The organism is Pantoea sp. C2G6 (assembly GCF_051336815.1).
GTDB lineage: Bacteria > Pseudomonadota > Gammaproteobacteria > Enterobacterales > Enterobacteriaceae > Pantoea.
Genome location: NZ_JBGMNJ010000003.1, coordinates 1 through 23,035, shown reverse-complemented (window position 1 = coordinate 23,035; position 23,035 = coordinate 1). Strand labels below are relative to the sequence as shown.

Sequence of the window (23,035 nt, the reverse complement as noted above, 5' to 3'; positions counted from 1 at the left end):
GCAGGTGGATAAGATGGACAACTTTCTCAGTGCGGATGCTATCCGCACCCGTTTCTCTCAGGCGATGTCAGCGATGTATCAGCAGGAGGTGCCGCAATACGGCACGCTGATGCAGCTGGTGGCCACCGTTAACGATCGCGCGCTGGAAGCTGACATCGCGCTGAAGGATCGTCTGACCGCCGCCGATGAGATTAGCCGACTGAATATCGAACGCCACGGTGCTATCCGCGTCGGCAGCGCCCAGGAATTGGCCACGCTGCGGCAGCTGTTTGCGGTAATGGGGATGTATCCGGTCGGCTATTATGATCTCTCGCAGGCGGGGGTGCCGGTCCATTCCACCGCGTTCCGCCCGATCGATGAGGCGGCGCTGCGGCGCAATCCCTTCCGGGTCTTTACCTCGCTGCTGCGTCCCGAACTGATCGAAGATAGTGCGCTGCGGGAAAAAGCGCTGGCGATCCTTGCGGCACGCGATATTTTCACCGTCCGCTGTCGCCAGCTGCTGCAACTGCATCAGCAACAGGGCGGTCTGACCGCAGCCCAGGCTGAGGAGTTTGTTACCGAAGCGCTGGAAACCTTCCGCTGGCACGCCCACAGCAACGTTGACAGCCAGACCTATCAGGCGCTGAATCAGCAGCACCGGTTAATTGCCGATGTGGTCTGTTTTCCCGGCTGCCATATCAATCACCTGACACCGCGCACCCTGGATATTGACCGGGTTCAGCAGCTGATGCCGTCGCGCGGCATCGATCCCAAAACCCTGATTGAGGGGCCGCCACGTCGTCAGGTGCCGATCCTGTTACGGCAGACCAGCTTCAAAGCGCTGGAGGAGCCGATAATTTTCCAGGATGGTCATCAGGGAACCCATACCGCCCGTTTTGGCGAGATTGAACAGCGTGGCGTGGCGCTGACGCCGAAAGGGCGCGCGCTCTACGATCGGCTGCTCAGTGAGGCGGGCAGCGGGCAGGATAACCAGCAGCATCAGCAGCATCTGGCCGCCGTGTTCCGCGATTTTCCTGATGATGAGACCACGCTGCGTCAGCAGGAACTGGCCTGGTTCCATTACCGGCTGAGTGAAAAGGGCGTCGCCACACCGCCTGAACAGGGTGAATCGCTGGAGAGCCTGATCCGCGCAGGACGGGTGCTGGCGGACCCCATCGTGTATGAAGATTTTCTGCCGGTCAGCGCGGCGGGCATTTTTCAGTCCAACCTCGGCGATCGGGCGCAGGTGCGCTCAGCCGGTCAGGCGAGCCGCGAAGCCTTTGAAGCGGCGTTAGGCAGCGCGGTGCTGGATGAGATGGCGCTCTATGCGTCACGTCAGCAGCGTTCGCTGGAACAGTGCGGCATACGAACCGGCTAAGCTGTTAACAGGAGAGCGCCCGCTCTCCTGTTATCCCGCAGGCGCTCAGCCTGCATCTCCATCAACGGCTCTCTGAATCCGATGGTCCTGAACCGCGGTTTCCCGCAGGCTGTCCGCCAGAAATTGTCGCTTTATCAACGGTTGCCGGTTTCCTGGCGTAAATATCTTTATCGGTTAGCCCGCCTGCTGATTATTTATCACCAGCCGCCGGGCACAGCGTGCGAAGGTGCGTGCTGGCGGCCTGCGGCGGCGTCAGCCGCGCCGTGCTGAGATAACCGTTATTAATCAATCGCGCTGGCGGAGCTGCCTCAGCGGGTGACGAGGGTGCAGACACCTGATATGCCCGTTTCAGCTTAATCTGCAAATCCGCCTCAGACATGGACAAGCGTGGCGGGCCTGCAAATAATGGAGAGACGTCTGCACAGGGAAACAGGAATGAAAAACGAAACAGGTCTGAGGATCATGACTGCCGAGGGTGAGTTACGTGGATGCATGGACGATGACCTTTTCGTGTTCAAAGGCATACCTTATGCGGCACCGCCACAGGGCGCGCTGCGCTGGCGACCACCGCAGCCTGTCGCCCCCTGGCAGCAGGTGCGTGATGCCACCCGCTTCAGTGCTTCCGCCTGGCAGAACCGCGCCTGGTGTCAGGCGGTGGGTGGAGGCGATCCGGGCGAACTGAGCGAGGATTGCCTTTATCTGAATGTCTGGACGCCCGATGTTGAACCGGTGAAACCTTTGCCGGTGATGGTCTGGCTGCACGGCGGCGGTTACGCCATTGGCGCGGGCGGTCTGGCACCTTACAGCGGCAAGCCGCTGGCCTCACGCGGCGCGGTAGTGGTCACTCTCAACTACCGGCTGGGCCATCTCGGTTTCTTCTCTCATCCGGCGCTGGATGCGGAATATCCGGTCGCTGGCACGGTGAACAATTTTGGTCTGCTCGATCAAATCGCCGCGCTGCAATGGGTTCAGCGCAACATCCCTGCATTTGGCGGCGACCGCCGTAACGTAACGCTGTTCGGCGAATCGTCCGGCGCGCGCAGCGTGCTGTCGCTCTGCTGCTCACCGCTGGCGGAAGGGCTGTTTCATAAAGGCATCGTCCAGAGCGCCTATAGCCTGCCGGATACGCCGCTGAAAAAGGCGCGTCAGCAGGGGATGGCGGTTGCCCGGCACCTGGGTTTGCCGCCCGACGCCAGCGCCGATGCCCTGCGGGCACTGCCCGCCGACGCCTTCTGGTCACTGGAAGGGCCACTGGCGATCCCGCCGGTACCGATTGCCGGTGACGCGGTGCTGCCTGAGCCGATGCTGAAAACCTTTCTGGCGGCACAGCAGCATCGGCTGCCGCTGATGGCGGGCAGTAACAGCGACGAAGCCAGCGTGCTGGAATATTTTGGCGTTGACGCCACGGCAATCCTCTATCAATTGCGCGATAAGAACCGGCTCACCTATCGGATGCTGAAATGGATGTATGACATCCATGACGATCGGCTGCTGGGACGGGCGGTGGCGCGCGATATGGCCTTCAGCATCATGCCCTGGCTGGTGATGCGGGCGCAGCACAGGGTCGGGATGCCGGGCTGGCGCTACTGGTTTGATTATGTGTCGGAGCAGGCCCGCGATCTCTATCCGCACGGCACCTGGCACGGCAACGAAGTGCCTTATGTGCTGGATACCCTGAGTCAGATGCCCGATCCACTGGAAAACCGCCCCTTCAGCGCCGGCGACCGGGCTTTTGCCGCACAGGTCAGCGACTACTGGTTCACCTTTGCCCGTGATGCCGGGGAATATAAGCATCAGCTGGAGGGAGACGTCGTCTGGCCAGCGTGGCATCCGGGCAATGACGTGACAATGTCACTGGGTCAGGCGAGCCAGCAGGGTCTGTCTTTAAGACACAACTTTATGCGTGCCAGAATGCGGCTGTTCCGCCTGCTGATGAGCAGAATGGTCAGGCTTTAGGCGGCAGATGACGGTTAGCCTGCTAACCGTTAAATTTCGCGAATGGAATAATTTTGCTTTTTAAAGTGTAATGTACTGATATTTATTGTTTTTATCGGGCATCGCTCGGGCGGACGCTGTAAATAAATAGGTAACAAAACAGTTACATTTTCACGATCCCGTGCCGATAAATCTCCTATGCCCGACGCTTGCGGGTCAACGTGTATAGGATTCTGGTATGGGAATGCTCAAAAATTTCACCATTCGTGCAGTCATGCTCACGATTCTGGGACTGTTCTGTTTACTGTGGAGCGGCGTCGGGCTTTACAGCATCCACTCGCTTGGCGCGCTCAGTGACGGCAACGATGTTGACCGTCATCTGGTCGAGCAGATGACGGTGCTGGGTAAAGGTAACGATCAATATTTTCGGGTTATTACCCGCTTATCCCGTGTCATGGAAAGCAAAGCGGCGGGCAAGACGCTGACTGATGAGGATTACGCGCCGGTGCAGCAGGCGCTGGACGGCATGACCCAGCAGCTGACGCGCTTTAAGCAGCTGGCACCCGGCCCGATGAGCCCCGATGTGGTGGATGAGGTGATTCAGCGCTGGCAAAAGCTGCTGGATGGGGGCGTGACGCCGCAGTTGCAGCAGGCGCGTCAGGCGTCGGCCGAGGCGTATCGTCAGCAGGCCAACAACGTGACGCCGCCGCTGAGCCGCGCGTTTGGCCTCAGCGCCGATAAATTTAATCAGACTGCCGCTGAAATACTCGATCAGACCCGGGTTGAGGTTGATCGCCTGACCGCCATCACCAAACTGATTATCACCATCGCCGTGGTGATCGGCCTGCTGATTCTGCTGTTTACCGACCGTTATCTGGTGGCGATGCTGGTCCGGCCGCTGGAGAAGATCCGCAACCACTTCGCTATCATCGCCACTGGCGATCTGAGCCAGCCGGTCCATGAATTTGGCCGTAACTGCGTCGGTAAGCTGGTGCCGCTGCTCAGCGCGATGCAGGATAGTCTGCGCGAAGCGGTCAGCGCGATTCGCAGCGGCACAGAGAACATTTCACGCGGTGCGGCAGAGATCTCCGCCGGTAACAACGACCTCTCTTCGCGTACCGAAGAGCAGGCGGCCGCGCTGGAACAGACCGCGGCCAGCATGGAACAGCTCACCGCCACGGTGAAATTCAATGCCGACAATGCGCGTCAGGCCAGCCTGCTGGCAGAAACCGCCACCTCCACCGCCCAGCGCGGTGGCCAGCTGGTGAGCGAAGTGATCAGCACAATGGATGGCATTTCCGGCAGCTCGAAGAAAATTGCCGAGATCACCAACGTGATCAACGGTATCGCTTTCCAGACCAATATCCTGGCGCTCAACGCCGCGGTAGAAGCGGCGCGGGCAGGGGAACAGGGCCGTGGTTTTGCGGTGGTGGCGTCCGAAGTGCGTAATCTCGCCCAGCGCAGCGCCAACGCCGCCAAAGAGATCGCCACGCTGATTGAAGATTCGGTCCAGCGTGTCGGCAAAGGAGCCGAGCTGGTCAGCACCACCGGTGGCACCATGAACCACATTCTTAAATCGGTGCAGGATGTCGATGCCATCATGAAACAGATTGCCTCTGCTTCTGAAGAGCAGAGCAAAGGGATTTCGCAGGTGGGGACGGCGGTAACGGAAATGGACAGCGTGACGCAGCAGAACGCCTCACTGGTTGAAGAGGTCTCCACGGCGGCGAGCGCCCTGGCGGTTCAGACAGAAGCATTGCAGGCTTCAGTGGCGAAGTTCCGACTCTCCGGCAGCGCGCAGAGCGCGCCCGCCAGCAAGGCGAAACCCACCGCGCCCGCCGCGCCGCTGCGGACTCAGGCTCAGGCTCAGGCTCAGGCTAAACCAGCAGAGAGCAGTGACTGGGTGACCTTCTGATCGCGACACAGCCACGCCACCAGTTCCGCCAGGAAGGGTGGCGCGTCCGCCGCGGGCCGCTGCAATAGCGTATAGACGGCCCCGGTTTTTACCTCGCCAGCGAAAGGTTTTATCAGCCTGCCGCTGGCAATATCACTCTCCACCAGATTGCTGTCGGCAATCGCCACCCCAAAGCCCTGAATCGCCGCGCTGATCGCCAGATCCATGGTGGCAAAATGCTGGTTTCGCCTCATGCTTAACGTCACCCGCTGCGCCGCCAGCCAGCACTGCCAGTCACGACTATCACCAGTGGGATGCAAAAAGGTCATCGCCGCCAGCGCGGAGGGCGATTCGGGGCAGGGTTGATCGGCGGCGATCACCGGCGTCAGCGACTCGGCGAAAAGGCAGATCCCCCCGGCGTGCGGCTTGCCATAGACAATGGCCGCATCGTAGTTTTCAAGCTGGGTGGCATGATCCAGCGTGGTGGTCAGCGCGACATGAAGGTCCGGCCGCTGTTGTTCCAGCGCCACCAGTCGCGGCACCAGCCAGCGCATCGCACAGGTCGGGGCCTTCAGGCGAATGCTGGTATGGCTGCGGCGCGCTTTCTCGCTGGCCTGTTCCATCAGCTCAAAGCCCTGGCGCAGTTCGGGCAGCAGCGCCGCGCCCTGTGGCGTCAGCCGCAGACCGCGCGCGTGACGATCAAACAGCGTCAGCCCCAGCCACTGCTCCAGCGCGGCGATCTTGCGGCTGACGGCACCCTGGGTCAGACAAAGCTCGCTGGCGGCGTGCGTCAGATTGAGATGGCGGGCGGTCACCAGAAAGGCGTGAATGGCGTTAAGCGGCAGGGATGAACGCGACACGGGAAACCTCAGCTATGCATTTTTGTCATGGCTATTATGACGACATTTCGCTTGCCGACTCAAGTCACAGCCCGTTGAATAGCGGTTTACCCATTTTCACGGGATTCGCCCGCTCGGAGAGAGTATGTCACTGAACACGCCTGTCGCTATCCAGTCAAAATTGCCGGATGTCGGCACCACTATTTTTAGCGTCATTGGTCAGCTTTCGGCCCGGCATCAGGCGATCAACCTGTCGCAGGGCGCGCCCAACTTCCCGTGCGATCCGGCGCTGGTAGCCGCGGTCAGCCGCGCCATGGAGCAGGGGCACAACCAGTATGCCGCCATGATGGGGCTGCCGGTGTTACGGGAAGCGCTGGCCGAAAAAGTGGAGACGCTCTACGGGCAGAAATATGATCCCGCCAGCGAAGTGCTGATCACCGGCAGCGCCAGTCAGGGACTCTACATGGCGATTACTGCGCTGGTCCATCCGGGCGACGAGGTGATTTTCTTTGAGCCCGCCTTCGACAGCTACGCCCCCGTGGTGCGGTTGCAGGGCGGCAAGCCCATCGGCCTGAAATTACAGGTGCCCGCTTTCGCCATCGACTGGGATCAGCTGCGGGCCGCGATTACCCCGCGCACCCGGATGATTATCATCAATACGCCGCATAACCCCAGCGCCCAGGTGTTGACCCCGGAGGATCTGAACCAGCTGGCCGCTCTGACCCGCAACAGTGACATCGTGGTGCTCTCTGACGAGGTCTACGAACATATTCTGTTTGACGGTCGCCCGCACTGCGGAATGGCGACGCACCCGGAGCTGGCGGCGCGCAGCGTCATCGTCTCCTCATTCGGCAAAACCTTTCACGTCACCGGCTGGCGGGTCGGCTACTGCCTGGCACCGGCGGAACTGATGAGCGAGCTGGTCAAAGTGCATCAGTTTATGATGTACGCCGCCGATACGCCGATGCAGGTCGGCTTCGCGCACTATCTGCAAACGCCGGAGAATTACCTGTCGCTCTCCGCCTTCTATCAACAGAAGCGCGATCGGCTGGTGGCACTGATGGAGGGATCTCCCTTCAGGCTGCTGCCGAGCGCCGGTTCGTTCTTTATGCTGGCCAGTTATGGACATTTCAGTGACGAACCGGACAGCGAAATGGTAAAACGTCTTATCGTCGATTACGGAGTGGCGACCATTCCGCTGTCGGCGTTTTATATGGATGGGACAGACAACAAACTGATTCGCCTCTCTTTTGCGAAAGACGAGGCGACACTTGAGGCTGGCGCCGCTGCGCTGTGTGCTTTTCCCCACTGAATCACGACGCGGCATCGCGGATGTGAGGCAGGACGGGAGAGGTAAATATGACTTTCGGGGTAAGTAAATAATGAAAAAAATGAACGCGCTGTTTCTCGCGCTCGGCATGATGACATCGCTGTCGACACTGGCTCAGGATCTGCGCTACGGCGTGGAGTCACAATATCCGCCGTTTGAAAGTCGCAACGCCAAAGGTGAGCTGGAAGGGTTCGATATTGAGCTGGGCAACGCTATCTGCCAGGCGGGAAAATTCAGCTGCCACTGGGTCGAGAGCAGCTTTGACGCGCTGATCCCGGCGTTACAGGCGAAGAAGTTCGACGCCATCAACTCAGCGATGAACATTACCGAAGCGCGCGCGAAAAGTATCGGTTTTACCCAGCCGATCTACCGTATCCCGACCATGTTAGTCGCCAGAACCGATCAGAAGCTGGCCCCGACGGCCGGGGCGCTGAAGGGCAAAAACATCGGCGTGTTACAGGGATCGATTCAGGAGACCTACGCGAAGCAACACTGGGAGTCGCAGGGCGTGACCGTCACCTCTTACCAGGATCAGAACCAGGTCTATAACGACATGGTTGCCGGTCGCCTTGATGGTACGCTGGTAATGTCCGCCGCCGGTCAGTCCGGTTTCCTCGATAAGCCGCAGGGCAAAGGTTTTGGCTTTGTCGGCAAGCCGGTGGAAGATGACGCGATTCTGGGGTCGGGCATCGGCTATGGTCTGCGTAAAGATGACACCCAGCTGAAGCAGTCGCTGGATGCGGCGATCGCCAAAGTGCAGGGCGATGGCACGCTGAAAAAGCTGGCGGAGAAATATTTCCCCGGCATTGATGTCAGCGTGAAGCCATAATCGCAAACCGGGCGCATTCAGCGCCCGGTTTTTGGTTCAGCCTGCCGCCGCCAGATAGCAGAGTTTTTCCGCCACCTGATAGGACTTCACAAACGAGGGCAGCGGTAAAAACTCGAAGCGGGAATGGAAATTGTGTGCCCCGGTGAAGAAGTTCGGCGTCAGCAACCCTTTGGCTGACAGCGCCGCGCCGTCGGTGCCGCCACGCATCGGGATCACTTTCGGTTCAATCTCCAGCGCGGCAAAGGCGCTGAAAATCAGGTCGATCGCCCGACGATCTTCACCCAGCGCATTGCTGATATTGCTGTAAATATCGCTGATATTGACGCTTACCTCGCCGGTCGGATAACGTGCCGCGAGATCCGCAGCGGCCTGCTGCAACTGCTGCTTACGCGCGGCGAAGCTGCTGAGATCAAAATCACGAATGGAAGCTTTCAGCGTCGCTTTGCTGGCGTTGGCCTGTATCTCGTTGAACCAGATATAGCCTTCACGTCCTTCGGTATGTTCAGGAGTCTGCTGCCGGTCAAACAGGCTGATGTAGTCATGCGCCATCAAGAGCGGATTGACCAGCACCCCTTTGCCCGACATCGGATGCGCCGGCACGCCGGTAAACACTATCTCCGCCGCCGCCCCATTAAAGTTTTCATAGACCACTTCGCCCAGCTCACAGCAGTCGATGGTCCAGGCAAAATCGACGTTGAAACGCGTCTCCAGATCGAGCGCTTTCGCCCCGCGCAGGCCAATCTCTTCGTCCGGTACAAAGGCGACCACAATATCGCCGTGGTCACCGTTCAGGTTCTCCATCAGCGTCATCACCACCGTCACCGCCGCTTTGTTATCCGCGCCCAGCACGCTGGTGCCGTCGCTGAAGATCACCTGCTGCCCGACATAGGGTGCGATCTCAGGATGCTCGTCGCGGCGCAGCCAGATATTCTGCTGCGCGTTCAGACAGAGATCCTCGCCCTGCCAGGTGAGGATCTGCGGGTGAATATCGGGCGACAGACCAACGTCCACGGTATCGATATGGGTGATAAAACCGATGCGCGGCGCGTCAGGGCGGTTGCCGCGTTTCACCGCCGTCACCGTGGCGTGCTCATCAATCACCACCTGATCCAGCCCCAGGGCGCGCAGCTCATCCGCCAGCAGTGCGGCCATGGCGTGCTGGCTTGCTGTGCTGGGCAGCGATGTCGATTTAGCATCGCTCTGGCTGCTGACGGCGAGGTAACGGAAAAAACGATCGGTGAGTTGCGTCTCTAGAGTGTCGGTCATCACTATTCCTTATTGGTCAGCCAGGGCTGGGGTTCGCTATGGTGCCGAATCGTGCTATCAATGAAGCATCTGAATGATTCATTTAGATATTGTGATCACCGGAAGTCAATACCAAGCGAGGATGATAATGAAAATGAAGATAGCCACCTTAGCGCTTGTTACGGCTGGGATCGCGCTGGCGGGCAGCGTGAATGCGAAAACCCTGGTCTACTGCTCTGAGGGCTCGCCGGAAAACTTTAATCCCCAACTTTATACCTCAGGCACCAGTGTTGACGCCAGCGCGGTACCGGTCTTTAACCGGCTGGTGGACTTTACCCCAGGCACCACTGAGCTGGTGCCCAGCCTGGCGGAACGCTGGGAAATCAGCCCCGATGGCACCGTCTACACTTTCCACCTGCGTCACAACGTGAAGTTTCAGAGCAACAAAGAGTTCAAACCGAGCCGAGACTTCAACGCCGATGATGTGATCTTCTCGTTTATGCGCCAGATGGACCCGAAAAACCCCTACCATACTGTCTCTGGCGGCACCTATTCCAACTTCGAAAGCCTGGAACTCTCCACCCTGATTAAAAGTATCGACCGGGTTGACGACCACACCGTGCGCTTTACGCTGTCGCACCCGGAAGCGCCATTCCTTGCCGATCTCGCCTGGTATTTCGCCTCCATTCACTCCGCCGAATACGCGGACGCGATGCTGAAAGTGGGCACGCCGGAGAAGGTGGATATGAACCCGATCGGCACCGGCCCGTTTGAACTGGTGCAGTATCAGAAGGACTCCCGCATCCTCTACAAAGCCTTCCCGGACTACTGGCAGGGCAAGGCGAAACTGGATCGGCTGGTGTTCAGCATCACCCCGGACGCCTCGGTGCGTTATGCCAAGCTGGAGAAGAACGAGTGTCAGGTGATGCCGTTCCCGAATCCCGCCGACCTGGAAAAGATGCGCGCCAATCCCGACATCACCCTGGAGCAGAAAGCGGGGCTGAACACCGGCTTCCTGGCGTTTAATACCACCAAAGCGCCAACCGATAATGTCAAAGTGCGGCAGGCGCTGGCGATGGCGATTAACAAACCGGCGATCATTGAGGCCATCTTTAAAGGCACCGGCACGGTGGCCAAAAACATTCTGCCGCCGGGCGTCTGGAGCGCCGACAAAGATCTGAAGGATTACGACTACGACCCGGATAAGGCTAAAGCGTTGCTGCAACAGGCGGGCGTCAAACCCGGCACCGAAATCGCGCTCTGGGCGATGCCGGTACAGCGGCCCTATAACCCGAACGCGCGCCGGATGGCGGAGATGATTCAGTCGGACTGGGCGAAAGTGGGCATCAAAGCGAAGATTGTCAGCTATGAGTGGGGCGAATACCTCAAGCGGGTACGCAGCGGCGAGCATCAGGCGGCGCTGATGGGCTGGACCACCGCGACAGGCGACCCGGACAACTTTTTTGGCCCGCTCTACAGCTGCACCTCGGCAAACGGCGGATCGAACTCCTCAAAATGGTGCTATCAGCCGTTTGAGAAGCTGATCACTGAAGCGCGCGCGGAACCGGACCAGGGCAAACGCACCGCGCTCTATTTGCAGGCGCAGCAGATGATGCATGACCAGATGCCGGCGGTGATGATTGCGCACTCCACCATCTTTGAACCGGTGCGCAAATCGGTCAGCGGCTATCAGGTCGATCCTTTCGGCAAACATATCTTCTATCAGGTCGATATTAAGCCGTAAGCGGTGCTGCAAACGCCAGAGGCCCACGCCGCAGTGGGCCTTTTACCCTTATCCCGCCCGGACCTGCTGGTCGATCTCCGTCAGCCGCTGCTGCAAAAATTGCAGAAACAGCGTCAGGGCTGCGTTACGCTGGCGGCCGGAAACGGTTTGCAGTTGCAGGGTGCGCTGGCTCAGCTGATCCACTCCCATCGATCGCAATACCAGCTGCTGCGTATCGCGCTCAAACAGCAGGGTAAAGGCGCTGCAAATGGTGACCGCCTGCGGCGTGCGCAACAGGAAATGGTAGAGGGTGGCGAAGTAGTCACAGGTCAGCACCGGCTCCACCACGCAGTCGTTCATCTGGCAGGAGAGATCGAACAGCTGCCGCACGGTGGTGTGCTGGCCCGGCAGCGCCAGCGGCCAGCGATGGAGATCAGCCAGCGTCACCTGACGTGTCGCCAGCGGGTGAGACTGATGCATCGCCAGTAAAACCGGCGCGGACCAGGAGCCGAGCACCTCCACGCTGCGCTCCGGTTGCAGGCTGAACTGCAACGCCACGTCACACTCACCGGCCCGCACGCTGGCCGCCACCCCCTGGGAGTGCGTCACGTTAAGGGCAAACAGTACCCCCGGATTGGCAAGACGAAACTCCGCCAGCAGGCCAGGCAGCAGACTGAAGGCCATGCCATCAGTACAGGCGATACGGATCCGGGTACGGCGCACCGCTTTCAGCCCCTTAATCTCCGCCAGCGCATACTCCATATCCAGCTGACTTTTCCGCACATGGTGCGCGAAGATCTCGCCCGCTTCATTCAGAACCATGCCGCGCGCGTGACGCTCAAACAGCGGCACGCCGACCTGTGCCTCCAGCCGTTGAATCTGACGACTGATCGCCGAAACCGCCACAAACAGCTGTTCACTGGCTGCGCTCAGCGAGCCGCTGTTCGCCACCGCCAGAAAATAGCGGATCTCGCTGCTTATCATCGTGCATGGACTCCTGTAACGAAGAAGGGAAAAAGGGATGCCTCACAATCGGGCAACGCTGCTTTGCTTTAAAAGCAACGCCTGCTCGATAAATTGATAATTGTGGCAAAGAGCAAAGTTTGTCAAAGATAACCCACGATAAAAAAAACAGACAGGGCAAACATGACAGAACAACAGGCAGTCGACCAGGCGATGCACTATTTTGACAGCGGCGAGTTCCAGCAGCTGCTGGCACGACGCATCGCCTGCGTCACCGAGAGCCAGCACGCCAGCCAGCGGGCCGGGCTGGATCACTATCTGCACCAGGAGATTGGCCCGCAGCTGACAGCGCTGGGATTCACGCTGCATCATTTTGAAAACCCGCAGCCAGAGAGCCCGCCGTTTCTGATCGCCACCCGCATCGAAGACCCGTCAAAGCCGACGCTGCTCTGCTATGGCCACGGTGATGTGGTGTTTGGCGACGATGAAAACTGGCGCGAGGGATTGTCTCCCTGGCAGCTCACGGCTGAAGAGGATCGCTGGTATGGCCGCGGCAGCGCGGATAACAAAGGGCAGCACTGCATCAATCTCGCCGCGCTGGAGCAGCTCTGGCAGGCGCGAGGCGGACGGCTGGGATTCAACTGCAAAATTCTGTTCGAAATGGGCGAAGAGATCAGTTCGCCAGGGCTGGCGCAGATTTGCCAGCAGCAGCGGGCGCTGTTACAGGCCGATCTCTTTATCGCTTCCGACGGCCCCCGGCTGAGCGCACCGCGGCCGACACTGTTTCTCGGCTCACGCGGGGCGGCGAACTTTCGCCTGACCATCAACGCGCGCGACAACGCCTATCACTCCGGCAACTGGGGCGGACTGCTGAGCAATCCCGGCACCCAGCTCGCTAACGCTCTGGCGTGTCTGGTGAATGCGCAGGGAGTATTGCAGGTCGCGGCGCTCAAACCGGACTCTCTCACTGAAGCAGTGCGTGCCATCTTAAGTGACATCGAGGTCGGCGGGATGCCCGGCGATCCGGCGCTGGCAGCCGGCTGGGGTGAACCCGGCCTGACGCCTGCCGAGCGGCTCTACGGCTGGAACACGCTGGAGGTGCTGGCCTTTGAAACCGGCAATCCGGCGCGGCCCATGAACGCCATTCCCGGTCACGCCACCGCGGTGTGCCAGCTGCGTTTTGTGGTCGGCACCGACTGGGAAAACCTGGTGCAGCATATTGAAACCCATCTGCGGCAACACGGCTTCGACAACGTCAGCGTCGAGTTTATGCGCGGTTCACCGGCTACCCGGCTCGACCCGCAGGACCCGCTGGTGGCGTGGGCGCTGGCGATCCTGGCGCGCAGCAGCGGCAAAAAACCGGCGCTGCTGCCTAATCTGGGCGGCTCACTGCCCAACGAAGTGTTCGCCGATATTCTCGGCCTGCCGACGCTGTGGGTTCCCCATTCTTATCCCGCCTGCGGCCAGCATGGCGTCAATGAACATATGCTGACCGCCGTGGCGCGTGAAGGGCTGGCGATCATGACCCGATTACTCTGGCAGTTGGGCGAAGAGGGCGAAGCGCTGATGGCGCGCCACACTCGCTGGCGGGAGGGGGATCAATGAGCAGCATCGCGCAAAGTACCGCGCAGGTGAAACCCAGCCTGCATAAAACCCTGTTCGCGACCTGCATCGGTAACGCGCTGGAGTGGTTCGATATTGCGGTATATGGCTTTTTCGCCAGCTATATCGCACATGTCTTCTTTCCGGTCAGCGATCCCTCGGTCTCGCTGCTGCTGACCTTCGGCAGCTTCGGCATCTCCTTTCTGATCCGTCCACTGGGCGCTATCGTGCTGGGTAACTATGCCGATCGTCATGGCCGTAAAAAGGCGCTGCTGCTGTCGATTAACCTGATGATGCTGGGCGGGGCGATCATTACCTTTATGCCGGGCTACGCCTCCATCGGACTGGCGGCACCGCTGCTGATTATTCTGGCGCGGCTGATCCAGGGCTTCTCCGCTGGCGGCGAATTTGGCAGCTCGACCGCTTTTCTGGTGGAGCATTTTCCAGAGCGTAAAGCCTTTATCGCCAGCTGGCAGTTCGCGACTCAGGGAGCGAGTACCCTGATGGCGTCGGCCTTCGGGCTGGGGCTGACCCACTGGCTGAGCGAAAGCGATATTCAGGCGTGGGGCTGGCGCATCCCGTTTGCTTTTGGCCTGCTGATCGGCCCGCTGGGGATCTATATTCGCCGCCACGTGCAGGAACCGGCCAGCTTTGCGACGCAGCAGAAGGAGTCTGCACCGCTTAAGACGCTGTTCGGGCGTCAGAAAGCGCTGATCACCCTGGCTATCGGGCTGATGGTGATCTCAACCGCTGTGAACTACATGCTCAACTACATTCCCACCTACGCCACTAAAACCCTGCATCTGCCGGGATCGGTGGCGTTCACCGCCACGCTGGTCGCGGGGATTATCCTGACGGTGGTGACGCCGCTGATGGGATTGTGGGCTGAACGGGTGGGTCGCTTGCCGCTGATGTGGGGATCGCTGCTTTTGCTGATCGTCACCATCTATCCCGCCTTTAAGTGGATGGTCGATCACACCACGTCCACCTCGCTGATCCTGCTGGTGGGCTGGATGGCGCTGCTGAAATCGGTCTATTTCTCTACCGTGCCGTCGGTAATGGCCGACCTCTTCCCGGCGACCACACGCGCCAGCGGCATGGCGATCAGCTACAACGTGGCGGTAACGCTGTTTGGCGGCTTCGCGCCGCTGATTTGCAGCATGCTGATTGCGGCCACCGGCAGCAGTCTGGCACCGGGCTACTACCTGATGGCCGTCGCGCTGCTGAGCGGCATTGCGCTGTTGCGCTGCCGTAAGCGGCTATAACAAAGGGGCCGGGAAACCGGCCCCTTCTGGTACTGACAGAGTCAGCCAGGGGAAGTGGTGAGATCGCGCCTGCGCAGTAAACAGGGTCAGATAGCCGCCATCCCTGGCGCGGCCCGCTTTTCTCCTCTGACCCGCTTCACTGGGCGTTTAGCTGATGTGTCGCGGCCAGGTTTACGCTGATTCAGGCCGTCTGCCAGGTCTGAACATTAAGCCTGCGCCTGACTGAATTGCAGGTAGGCGACATGGGTTTGCAGATACTCTTCCAGACCATGTTTCCCGTCTGCGCCACCCACTCCCGATTTACGCCATCCGGCGTGAAAGCCCTGCATCGCTTCAAAGTTTTCCCGGTTAACATAGGTTTCGCCGAACTTCAGCTTGCGCAGGGCGATCATGGTGGTATTGAGGTCGCGGGTGTAAATCGAGGAGGTGAGGCCATATTCACAGTCGTTAGCCAGCGCAATCGCCTCATCCAGCGTCTTAAAGGCCATCACCGGCAGCACCGGGCCAAAAATCTCCTCCTGCATGATCGCCATCTCCTGGCGCACCTCTGTCAGCAGCGTGGGCTGAAAGAAGAAACCTTTCTCTCCGGCTGGCTTGCCGCCCAGCACCACTTTTGCTCCGGTCGCCACCGCCTCCGCCACTTTCTGCCCGACCCGATCGCGTGCCGCCGCGTTAATCAGCGGTCCCATATCGATGTCGCGCTGCTCAGCCGGATCGCCATATTTTATCTGCTGAAACGCGGCGGTCAGCGCGCTGAGGAACCGGTCGTAAATACCCTGCTGCACATAGACCCGCTCTGCGCAGTTGCAGACCTGGCCGCTATTGATTATCCGCGAACTGACAATGGCGCGAACCGCGAGGTCACAATCAGCATCATCCATCACGATGGCGGGCGCTTTTCCGCCCAGCTCCAGCGACACCCGGGTCACATTTCTGGCGGCAGCCTGCATGGTGGCGATACCCGCGCCGACGCTGCCGGTCAGGCTGACCAGCCCGACTTTAGGGTTATCCGCCAGCGCCTGTCCCACCTCCGGGCCCAGCCCATAGACCAGATTGATCACCCCGGCTGGCAGACCGAGTTGGTGCAGAATATCGGCAAAGATCGCCGCGTTGTTCGGCGTAAGCTCGCTGGGTTTGATCACGATGGTATTACCGGTGATCAGCGCAGGTGCCGCTTTACGGGCGATAAGAAAGAAGGGGAAATTCCACGGCAATATGCCGGTGGTGACGCCAATCGCTTTTTTGAACAGAAAGATATTTTCATCCGGGCGGTCGCTATTGATGATCTCTCCTTCATAGCGGCGCGCCCACTCCGCCATGTAATCAAAGTAGTCGGCGGTAAACAGCACCTCGGTCTGCGCCAGCCCCTGCGTCTTGCCGCCTTCCGCCACAATGGTCGCCGTCAGCTCAGGCTCGCGCGCCCGGATCGCTGTGGCGATTTTGTGCAGCCAGACACCGCGCTCCACCGCGGGCAGCGCTTCCCAGCCAGGCTGGGCGGCCTCAGCGGCGCTGATCGCACGACCGGCATCTTCACGGCTGCCCTGCGGAATACGCGACAGCAGCGCTTCGGTGGCGGGATTGATGACCTCAATCCAGCGGTCGCCGGGGTGGGCGACCCATTCGCCAGCTATGTAATGTTGATGATGTGTTGTCATTGTTTTCACTCTCCGCTAACGATACGTTGCCGTAATGTGATTAAAGGGTGAAACAGATCGCCGCCCGCGACCTTTTCCTCACTGCCAGGCGCAGGGATCAGCTGGCAACCAATCACAGGTATCGGCGGGTTCTGCGGCAAAAATGGCAATTTGTTGTAAATTTAAAGGAGTGAAATGATCAACAAGGGGCTAAATCATGGCAAATGGATGGGCGTCCGAAGGGGCAGTACAGGAACAGATCGACAGCACCGTTAACGACGGTATCGAACGGGTACGACAGGCTATCGGTCACGGTGAGAGCGCGACCGAATGTGAGCTTTGCGGTGAGCCGATCCCCGAAGCCCGTCGTCAGGCGCTTAAAGGGGTGCGCTACTGCGTAGAGTGTCAGGCTAAAATTGACAAAAAGCAGCAGAACAGCAGCCTATATAACCGTCGCGGCAGTAAGGATAGCCAGCTGCGTTAGCGGTCAGGAACCCGGCATCGCCAGGCCGCTACCGATAAACCAGGCCAGAAAGCCAACGCCCGCCACGATAATGGCGATAGGAAACAGAATGCCGATTCTCATTATTTACCTGCTGTAGTGCGCGATGTGCGGGAACGCGATCTTATCATGAGATCTGGAGCACCGCGCGGTGGGTTTTCAGCAGGGTAAACAGCTGGAACTGCGTCGCGTCGTCAACCTCACGCAGCAGTTCCCCTTTTTTATACAGAATATGGTGCACATGGCCCAGCTGACGCCACACCACGATTGCCGAGGCGATTAAAGCGCAATGCTGCTCCGCCTGGAGACATTCAACGGTCGCGTAGTGGGTTTCATCCATTCCATTGATAAATACCTTCATGGCATCTGCTGGCAGGATCGCCCGTATATCATCCAGCATCACCCGGCTGACTGCCTGCGAAAGAAACAGCGTTAACCACTTACTCGTCATTGGCATGCCCAATCCCCATCAATTTCCCCCGTTTATACGGCCTTGTCTGGCGTAAAGAAAGGCTTCTTTGCCGTGTTGCCACGCTGACAGCACAACTGGCATCCAGCACGAAAATGAGCTGCGTCATGCAGCATAATTCAAAAAAAAAGTAGAATAATAAATTACTTACCTGCTTTTTCTTCCCATTTTCTGTCAACCACGAATTTGTGATCCTGAACGGGAATAAGAGGTGAATATTGCCAGTATGTTGCCGGGTCCGGCATTAAGCCAAAGGCTGAGGAAATCCTGCCAAACGTAGACTGCCTGCTGAGCGGGAGCCGCAGGTTCCCGACAGGCCTCAACCTAAGCGGGGAATAACAATGAACAGCGCCATTATTGCAGGTATCTTCTGGCATTTCGTCGGTGCGGCCAGCGCCGCGTGCTTTTACGCGCCTTTTAAACAGGTGAAAAGATGGTCCTGGGAAACCATGTGGTCGGTCGGTGGCGTGGTCTCCTGGCTGATCCTGCCATGGGCGGTTAGCGCCATCCTGTTGCCGGACTTTATGGCTTATTACCGCAGCTTCACGCTGGCGCAGCTGACGCCGGTTTTTCTGTTTGGCGCGATGTGGGGCGTGGGCAATATCAACTATGGTCTGACTATGCGCTATCTCGGCATGTCGATGGGCATTGGCATCGCCATCGGGGTGACGCTGGTGGTGGGGACGCTGATGACGCCGCTGCTTCAGGGACGTTTCGGCGAGCTGTTCGCCTCAGCCGGTGGCCGGTTGACCCTGCTGGGCGTGCTGGTGGCCCTGATGGGCGTCGCGATCGTTACCCGGGCTGGCCTGTTAAAAGAGCGGGCTCTGGGTATTAACGCGGAAGAGTTCAACCTGAAGAAAGGGCTGGTGCTGGCCGTGCTGTGCGGCATCTTCTCCGCTGGCATGTCGTTTGCCATGGACGCCGCGAAACCGCTGCATCAGGCGGCGGCTGAGCTGGGGATCGATCCGCTCTATGTCGCTTTACCCAGCTATGTGATCATTATGGGGGGCGGGGCGCTGGTTAATCTGCTGTTCTGTTTTTACCGGCTGGCAACCCGGCCCGAGCTGTCGCTGCGCAGAGACTTCTCCGTGGCGAAGCCGCTGTTAATCGCCAATACCGCCTTTGCGGCACTGGGCGGCACCATGTGGTATCTGCAATTCTTCTTCTACGCCTGGGGCCACGCCAGAATTCCCGCGCAGTATGACTATGTCAGCTGGATGCTGCATATGAGCCTCTACGTGTTGTGTGGCGGTCTGGTGGGCTTACTGATGAAAGAGTGGAAGTCAGTGGGGCGGCGTCCGGTCAGCGTATTGTCGATCGGCTGTTTGGTGATCATCATTGCGGCCAATATCGTCGGGCTGGGTATGGCGGCCTGATGCCGCTCTGGTCAAGGCGGTCTGGTGTCTGGCTTTGGGCGGGATGTTGAAAGGGTCTGGTCAGAGAGCGGACGATGTGGGTGAGCATCGTCCGCGATGAGCGAGAAGGGGACTATGACAGCTGAGTGGTTCTGATACGTTGAACATAACTTTCCTATTGCGCTCTTGAAGTCAGGCCAGTGAAGTGTTCTCTCACCATATCCGTTAACTCGAAAATACAATCGAGATGTGTACTATCTGCCACAACTCGACTGCTTACATTCGGATTGCCGCAGTTCCTGAAAAACTCTTCCATACGGCTTACATCAAACAGTTCATCATGCTCAGCAAGCATGACCGTTACTGGAATGGAGATCTCTTTAAGTTGTCTTTCGGGGTTCCGAGGGGTAAGGGCGTTAGCCATATTAACGTTGTATGTCTGAACAAAGTCAGGCCTTGCATTAATAACCTCACAGGGGAAATTAAGCCTTACTCCTGCATGACGTCCACATAGAAAACCTGCACTCATTGCATTGATTATGAAGCTCAAACGGTTTATCGATGCAAAGGGAGAGGAAAAATCGCGGTTCAGAGCAGGAGGTGAAAAAGGACCTAATGCCGGGGCTAGCAAGATCAGGCTTTCAACAACTCTCGATAGAGAGTATCGAGTAAAGTAATTTATCAGCATACCGCCTCCACTTGAGTGCCCAAGCAAGTGAATTCTGGCATCAGGAAATGAGGTTCGGACATAATCAATGACGACATCTACATCCCGCCAGATTTGAACAGGACTGGAAGCTTCTCCCCGGACACCTACCGAACGACCGTGCCCACGGATATCAACGAGACAAACACAGACGGGCAGATCGTAACTCAACTGTCGTGCAAGAATGTCGTAGCCAGCGTCAGAGTTGACCCCACCACCATGGTAGATAATGAGAACCTCATCAAGGGCCGCCATTGGCCTGTATAGCCGGATATATAAATCATTGATCCGGCTTTCGGTGATGTTATCAGAAGGGAGTAATGAGGCGTTAAACTGCTCATAGCGTTCGACAAAGCGGGTGAAGTCAATCACGTCCTAAATTCCTTATTCAATAGGATTCACTACCTGTGAACTTGTGACATGAAGCATGCAACATTTCATGTATGCACGAGAGTTTTTAATATAAAAGAGCCTGGCCGCACCGCCGCAGACGCCCTCAGCGCCATTCTACGGCATGAGGGCCGTTTCCGGCACCTATCAACGGCCAGAGTTCTGAAAAACGGCTATAAAGATTGCGGCGCATCTGAATTATTATGCGGTGAAATTTACTCTCTACTGATTAGTGCTCGCAGATGCTAAGAACGTCCGCTTCTGGCACCAAGCGGACATCCGCATGACTTAAACTCTTTGTCTTGATGTCAGGGCAACGAGAATGCCACTTCAGATTTTCTACTACGACACACTCATCGGTCGATTCAGACGGATACGCCATATCTGTAAGATTTTATTAACACTATTACCCTTTACGGATTCAAACAGCCTTCCGACCATTGCATTGACAGCTTGCTTTACCGTCATATTTTATCCTGCCAGACGCGCAGGACATGATTGTATCCCCTTAAAAATTAATGTTTATTTCGCTTTTATGCTGAGTAAACGCTGGCGGCGGGAATGTTTCCAGATGGTCTTTGGCCGCCATTTTCTGTCAACAGACCTAAACCTGTTCAGATAAGAATCATCCCGAACGTCGTGCTGACGATCACGTTATCTATTATGGCAGCTAAGCTTTTTTGACACCCACCCGGCCGGGAGCAGTGCCTTCCCGAACGCAAGCAGGAGAAGATCATGAAAGCCGTTATTTACAATGGTCCCTACGATGTAAAAGTAAAAGATGTACCGGATGCGAAGATTGTCCGTCCTACAGATGTCCTTGTCCGGATCACCACCACCAATATTTGTGGATCTGATTTGCATATGTACGAGGGGCGAACCAGCTTCGAGCAGGGACGTATTCTGGGACACGAAAACCTGGGGGAAGTGGTTGAAATTGGCTCAGGCGTCGAGCGTATCAAGGTCGGTGATTATGTCTGCCTTCCCTTCAATGTCGGATGCGGTTTTTGCGAGAATTGTGAAAAAGGTCTGACTGGCTTTTGCCTCACCGCCAATCCGGGGACCGCGGGCGCCGCCTATGGGTTTGCTGAAATGGGCCCGTGGGAAGGAGGTCAGGCCGAACTGCTTCGGGTTCCCTTTGCAGACTTTAACTGCCTGGTACTGCCGCCTGACGCAGTAGAAAAAGAAGATGATTATGTCATGCTCTCAGACATTTTCCCTACCGGCTGGCATGCAACAGAACTCGCTGGATTAAAGGCTGGCGAAAGTGTCGCTATTTATGGCGCGGGTCCGGTGGGTTTGATGGCCGCACATTCAGCCATCATAAAAGGTGCCTCACAGGTGTTTGTGGTGGATACACACAAAGACCGTCTGGCTCTGGCAGAGAAAATGGGGGCGACGGCCATCAATGCGACCGGTGATGAAGCGGTGCAAAGAATTCTCGACCTGACGGACGGACGCGGCACCGACTGCGGCTGTGAATGCGTAGGCTATCAGTGCTGTAACAAACACGGCCATGAAGACAATTCCGCCACCATGAACAGTCTCGTTGCGTCAACCAAAGCAACAGGAGGAATTGGTGTTGTTGGCGTGTTTGTACCACAGGATCCGGGCGCAGCATCTGACCTCGCCAAAGAGGGTAAAATGCCTTTTGATTTCGGCAACTTCTGGTTCAAAGGACAGGCAATCCGCACCGGTCAGGCGAATGTCAAAGCCTACAATCGGCAGCTGGCCCGCCTGATCCATCAGGGTAAAGCCAGCCCGGGCAACATAATCTCGCACCGGCTCTCACTTGAAGAAGCGCCTGAAGCATATAAGCATTTTGACGATCGCGATGAAGGATGGACGAAGGTTATCCTTAAGCCTTAACTGACGCCGATCGCGAAGTAAAAATAAAATCGGGAAAAACGCAGTAGTGATAACGGGATACCATTGCGTATCCCGTTGGCATAATGGTCTTCAATAGTCAGGCTTGCCCGCTTATCCATCTCTTATTTAGTCACTATCCTGCTCTGATTTTTGCCTGCTTCTGCAATAACATCCTCTGACATTCAGGAAGGGCCGCTATGAGTGAGGTGGTGACGTTATATGTGAGCAAACCAAAAAACAGATCAAAGGAAAAATTTTTGCTTGCGTCCCGCAATTAAAATTAATTCATTGTTTACCAAGATTATTATTCGACTTCAGTGCACGGGTAACGTATCGGGCTTTCGAGGTCATTGTCATCCAAAAACTATTGTTTGCTTGAAATGTGTCGTGTAAAACCAGCGCTGGATTGGAAAAGATGAGATTAGGGTAGTCCCATACAGGTGAGGGGCTGATATTGGCTAACATTCATCCCGCAGACACAAAAAGTACTCACCTAAGGGTTTTTAATTTTTCGTAAAATTATTTATAAATAAACTCGTACTGTATGATATAGGTCCCAATTTTATTTACACGAGCTGATACCCATACTCCTGTCATTCCTTGCTTACGGTGGCTGCGTAAAAATTCCCTATTTGTACAAAGTTGTATCCATCGGGTAGTATTCAGATCTTTTAACCAGATTCCTGCTTCACAATGCCCATATTTACCCCTTGATGGCCCAGGGAAGACAATCTCACATTCTGATTCATAGCCAATTATTTTGTCTGGAAAAAGATAAACATAGACATCGAAAATGTTTAAGATAAATACCAAACCTACGCAAAAGCCGCCAAAAAATGCGTTGAAGAGATACTTTATTGTTTTGTTAGAAGTACGGAAACAGAACGCATATATAAAAGAAAAGATCCCAATCAATGTGCCAAAAGAAATATATGTTTCCCATTCAGGCTCCGATTTTTTTTAAAATTGTATTATTTGAAATGCTGGATGCCCAGGAAATATACCATAACCATGCACCCATTATGATGAGAGTCAGGGCTGAAATGGTCCATTTTTTATATGTGTTTTCGAAGTGGTAACTTTTTTTCATAATTATTTTTATATAAAAAAATATGAAAGCAGCAGGTC

At 56.9% G+C, this 23,035-nt stretch carries 18 protein-coding genes and 1 pseudogene; 11 read left to right on the top strand and 8 right to left on the bottom strand.

Annotated elements, in window-relative coordinates:
* Positions 1–13 precede the first annotated feature (13 nt).
* From hglS to ACCW71_RS06010, 3 genes are all read left to right on the top strand, one after another.
* Positions 14–1,357 carry a 2-oxoadipate dioxygenase/decarboxylase HglS gene (gene hglS / locus ACCW71_RS06020; protein WP_436370195.1) on the top strand — a complete coding sequence of 448 codons (1,344 nt, stop codon included), beginning with the start codon at positions 14–16 and terminating at the stop codon, positions 1,355–1,357.
* 435 nt (positions 1,358–1,792) lie between these two features.
* Entirely contained in the window at positions 1,793–3,313 is a 1,521-nt protein-coding gene (locus ACCW71_RS06015) for a carboxylesterase/lipase family protein (RefSeq protein ID WP_436370193.1), read from the top strand.
* Between the two features lie 217 nt (positions 3,314–3,530).
* Complete coding sequence (locus tag ACCW71_RS06010; RefSeq protein ID WP_436370192.1) at positions 3,531–5,207, top strand: methyl-accepting chemotaxis protein; 1,677 nt, start codon at positions 3,531–3,533, stop codon at positions 5,205–5,207.
* Here ACCW71_RS06010 and ACCW71_RS06005 read toward each other — a convergent pair.
* Positions 5,165–6,046, bottom strand: a complete 882-nt coding sequence (locus tag ACCW71_RS06005) for a LysR substrate-binding domain-containing protein (RefSeq protein WP_436370190.1) — start codon at positions 6,044–6,046, stop codon at positions 5,165–5,167. The genes ACCW71_RS06010 and ACCW71_RS06005 overlap by 43 nt on opposite strands.
* 124 nt (positions 6,047–6,170) lie before the next feature.
* Here ACCW71_RS06005 and ACCW71_RS06000 point away from each other — a divergent pair, with 124 nt between their 5' ends.
* Positions 6,171–7,337: a methionine aminotransferase gene (locus ACCW71_RS06000; protein WP_436370188.1), complete on the top strand. Its 1,167-nt coding sequence runs from the start codon at positions 6,171–6,173 to the stop codon at positions 7,335–7,337.
* A 70-nt stretch (positions 7,338–7,407) separates the two neighbouring features.
* Positions 7,408–8,184: a transporter substrate-binding domain-containing protein gene (locus ACCW71_RS05995; protein WP_436370187.1), complete on the top strand. Its 777-nt coding sequence runs from the start codon at positions 7,408–7,410 to the stop codon at positions 8,182–8,184.
* A gap of 36 nt (positions 8,185–8,220) precedes the next feature.
* Here ACCW71_RS05995 and pepT read toward each other — a convergent pair whose 3' ends face one another.
* On the bottom strand, positions 8,221–9,450 hold the full coding sequence (pepT, locus tag ACCW71_RS05990; protein ID WP_436370186.1) for a peptidase T: 1,230 nt from the start codon (positions 9,448–9,450) through the stop codon (positions 8,221–8,223).
* A gap of 127 nt (positions 9,451–9,577) precedes the next feature.
* Here pepT and ACCW71_RS05985 point away from each other — a divergent pair, with 127 nt between their 5' ends.
* On the top strand, positions 9,578–11,173 hold the full coding sequence (locus ACCW71_RS05985) for an ABC transporter substrate-binding protein (RefSeq protein ID WP_436370185.1): 1,596 nt from the start codon (positions 9,578–9,580) through the stop codon (positions 11,171–11,173).
* 48 nt (positions 11,174–11,221) lie between these two features.
* Here ACCW71_RS05985 and ACCW71_RS05980 read toward each other — a convergent pair whose 3' ends face one another.
* Positions 11,222–12,136, bottom strand: a complete 915-nt coding sequence (locus ACCW71_RS05980; protein WP_436370184.1) for a LysR family transcriptional regulator — start codon at positions 12,134–12,136, stop codon at positions 11,222–11,224.
* Positions 12,137–12,298: 162 nt separating this feature from the next.
* Here ACCW71_RS05980 and ACCW71_RS05975 point away from each other — a divergent pair, with 162 nt between their 5' ends.
* A complete protein-coding gene (locus ACCW71_RS05975; protein WP_436370183.1) occupies positions 12,299–13,720 on the top strand; it encodes a M20 family metallopeptidase in 1,422 nt (473 codons plus the stop codon).
* Entirely contained in the window at positions 13,717–14,982 is a 1,266-nt protein-coding gene (locus tag ACCW71_RS05970; protein WP_436370182.1) for an MFS transporter, read from the top strand. The genes ACCW71_RS05975 and ACCW71_RS05970 overlap by 4 nt, the downstream gene beginning before the upstream one ends.
* Before the next feature lie 206 nt (positions 14,983–15,188).
* Here ACCW71_RS05970 and aldA read toward each other — a convergent pair whose 3' ends face one another.
* Positions 15,189–16,637, bottom strand: a complete 1,449-nt coding sequence (aldA, locus tag ACCW71_RS05965; RefSeq protein WP_436370181.1) for an aldehyde dehydrogenase — start codon at positions 16,635–16,637, stop codon at positions 15,189–15,191.
* 196 nt (positions 16,638–16,833) lie between these two features.
* Here aldA and ACCW71_RS05960 point away from each other — a divergent pair, with 196 nt between their 5' ends.
* The gene (locus tag ACCW71_RS05960) at positions 16,834–17,100 is read left to right on the top strand and encodes a DksA/TraR family C4-type zinc finger protein (protein ID WP_436370179.1); all 267 of its coding nucleotides are present in this window, start codon (positions 16,834–16,836) and stop codon (positions 17,098–17,100) included.
* Positions 17,101–17,103: 3 nt separating this feature from the next.
* On the opposite strand, the gene ACCW71_RS05955 is transcribed toward ACCW71_RS05960, so the two are convergent.
* A complete protein-coding gene (locus ACCW71_RS05955) occupies positions 17,104–17,202 on the bottom strand; it encodes a YoaK family small membrane protein (RefSeq protein ID WP_008925225.1) in 99 nt (32 codons plus the stop codon).
* A gap of 43 nt (positions 17,203–17,245) precedes the next feature.
* The gene (locus tag ACCW71_RS05950; protein ID WP_436370532.1) at positions 17,246–17,569 is read right to left on the bottom strand and encodes a hypothetical protein; all 324 of its coding nucleotides are present in this window, start codon (positions 17,567–17,569) and stop codon (positions 17,246–17,248) included.
* Positions 17,570–17,928: 359 nt separating this feature from the next.
* Between ACCW71_RS05950 and rhaT the strand changes: the two genes are divergently transcribed.
* A complete protein-coding gene (gene rhaT, locus ACCW71_RS05945) occupies positions 17,929–18,963 on the top strand; it encodes an L-rhamnose/proton symporter RhaT (protein ID WP_436370177.1) in 1,035 nt (344 codons plus the stop codon).
* 154 nt (positions 18,964–19,117) lie between these two features.
* Here rhaT and ACCW71_RS05940 read toward each other — a convergent pair whose 3' ends face one another.
* Positions 19,118–20,020 carry an alpha/beta hydrolase gene (locus tag ACCW71_RS05940; RefSeq protein ID WP_436370176.1) on the bottom strand — a complete coding sequence of 301 codons (903 nt, stop codon included), beginning with the start codon at positions 20,018–20,020 and terminating at the stop codon, positions 19,118–19,120.
* Positions 20,021–20,773: 753 nt separating this feature from the next.
* On the opposite strand from ACCW71_RS05940, the gene ACCW71_RS05935 reads away from it, so the two are divergent.
* Complete coding sequence (locus ACCW71_RS05935; protein ID WP_436370175.1) at positions 20,774–21,907, top strand: glutathione-independent formaldehyde dehydrogenase; 1,134 nt, start codon at positions 20,774–20,776, stop codon at positions 21,905–21,907.
* A gap of 519 nt (positions 21,908–22,426) precedes the next feature.
* On the opposite strand, the pseudogene ACCW71_RS05930 reads toward ACCW71_RS05935, so the two are convergent.
* Positions 22,427–22,997, bottom strand: a pseudogene (locus tag ACCW71_RS05930) (hypothetical protein).
* Between the last annotated feature and the right edge of the window lie 38 nt (positions 22,998–23,035).

Bases quoted from the DNA above. Each gene is read 5' to 3' on its own strand.
- ACCW71_RS05970 (WP_436370182.1), top strand. From the start codon at position 13,717: ATGAGCAGCATCGCGCAAAGTACCGCGCAGGTGAAACCCAGCCTGCAT.
- ACCW71_RS05995 (WP_436370187.1), top strand. From the start codon at position 7,408: ATGAAAAAAATGAACGCGCTGTTTCTCGCGCTCGGCATGATGACATCG.
- ACCW71_RS05935 (WP_436370175.1), top strand. From the start codon at position 20,774: ATGAAAGCCGTTATTTACAATGGTCCCTACGATGTAAAAGTAAAAGAT.
- pepT (WP_436370186.1), bottom strand. From the start codon at position 9,450: ATGACCGACACTCTAGAGACGCAACTCACCGATCGTTTTTTCCGTTAC.
- rhaT (WP_436370177.1), top strand. From the start codon at position 17,929: ATGAACAGCGCCATTATTGCAGGTATCTTCTGGCATTTCGTCGGTGCG.
- ACCW71_RS06010 (WP_436370192.1), top strand. From the start codon at position 3,531: ATGGGAATGCTCAAAAATTTCACCATTCGTGCAGTCATGCTCACGATT.
- hglS (WP_436370195.1), top strand. From the start codon at position 14: ATGGACAACTTTCTCAGTGCGGATGCTATCCGCACCCGTTTCTCTCAG.
- ACCW71_RS05960 (WP_436370179.1), top strand. From the start codon at position 16,834: ATGGCAAATGGATGGGCGTCCGAAGGGGCAGTACAGGAACAGATCGAC.
- ACCW71_RS06000 (WP_436370188.1), top strand. From the start codon at position 6,171: ATGTCACTGAACACGCCTGTCGCTATCCAGTCAAAATTGCCGGATGTC.
- aldA (WP_436370181.1), bottom strand. From the start codon at position 16,637: ATGACAACACATCATCAACATTACATAGCTGGCGAATGGGTCGCCCAC.
- ACCW71_RS05950 (WP_436370532.1), bottom strand. From the start codon at position 17,569: ATGACGAGTAAGTGGTTAACGCTGTTTCTTTCGCAGGCAGTCAGCCGG.
- ACCW71_RS06015 (WP_436370193.1), top strand. From the start codon at position 1,793: ATGAAAAACGAAACAGGTCTGAGGATCATGACTGCCGAGGGTGAGTTA.
- ACCW71_RS05980 (WP_436370184.1), bottom strand. From the start codon at position 12,136: ATGATAAGCAGCGAGATCCGCTATTTTCTGGCGGTGGCGAACAGCGGC.
- ACCW71_RS05985 (WP_436370185.1), top strand. From the start codon at position 9,578: ATGAAAATGAAGATAGCCACCTTAGCGCTTGTTACGGCTGGGATCGCG.
- ACCW71_RS05955 (WP_008925225.1), bottom strand. From the start codon at position 17,202: ATGAGAATCGGCATTCTGTTTCCTATCGCCATTATCGTGGCGGGCGTT.
- ACCW71_RS05975 (WP_436370183.1), top strand. From the start codon at position 12,299: ATGACAGAACAACAGGCAGTCGACCAGGCGATGCACTATTTTGACAGC.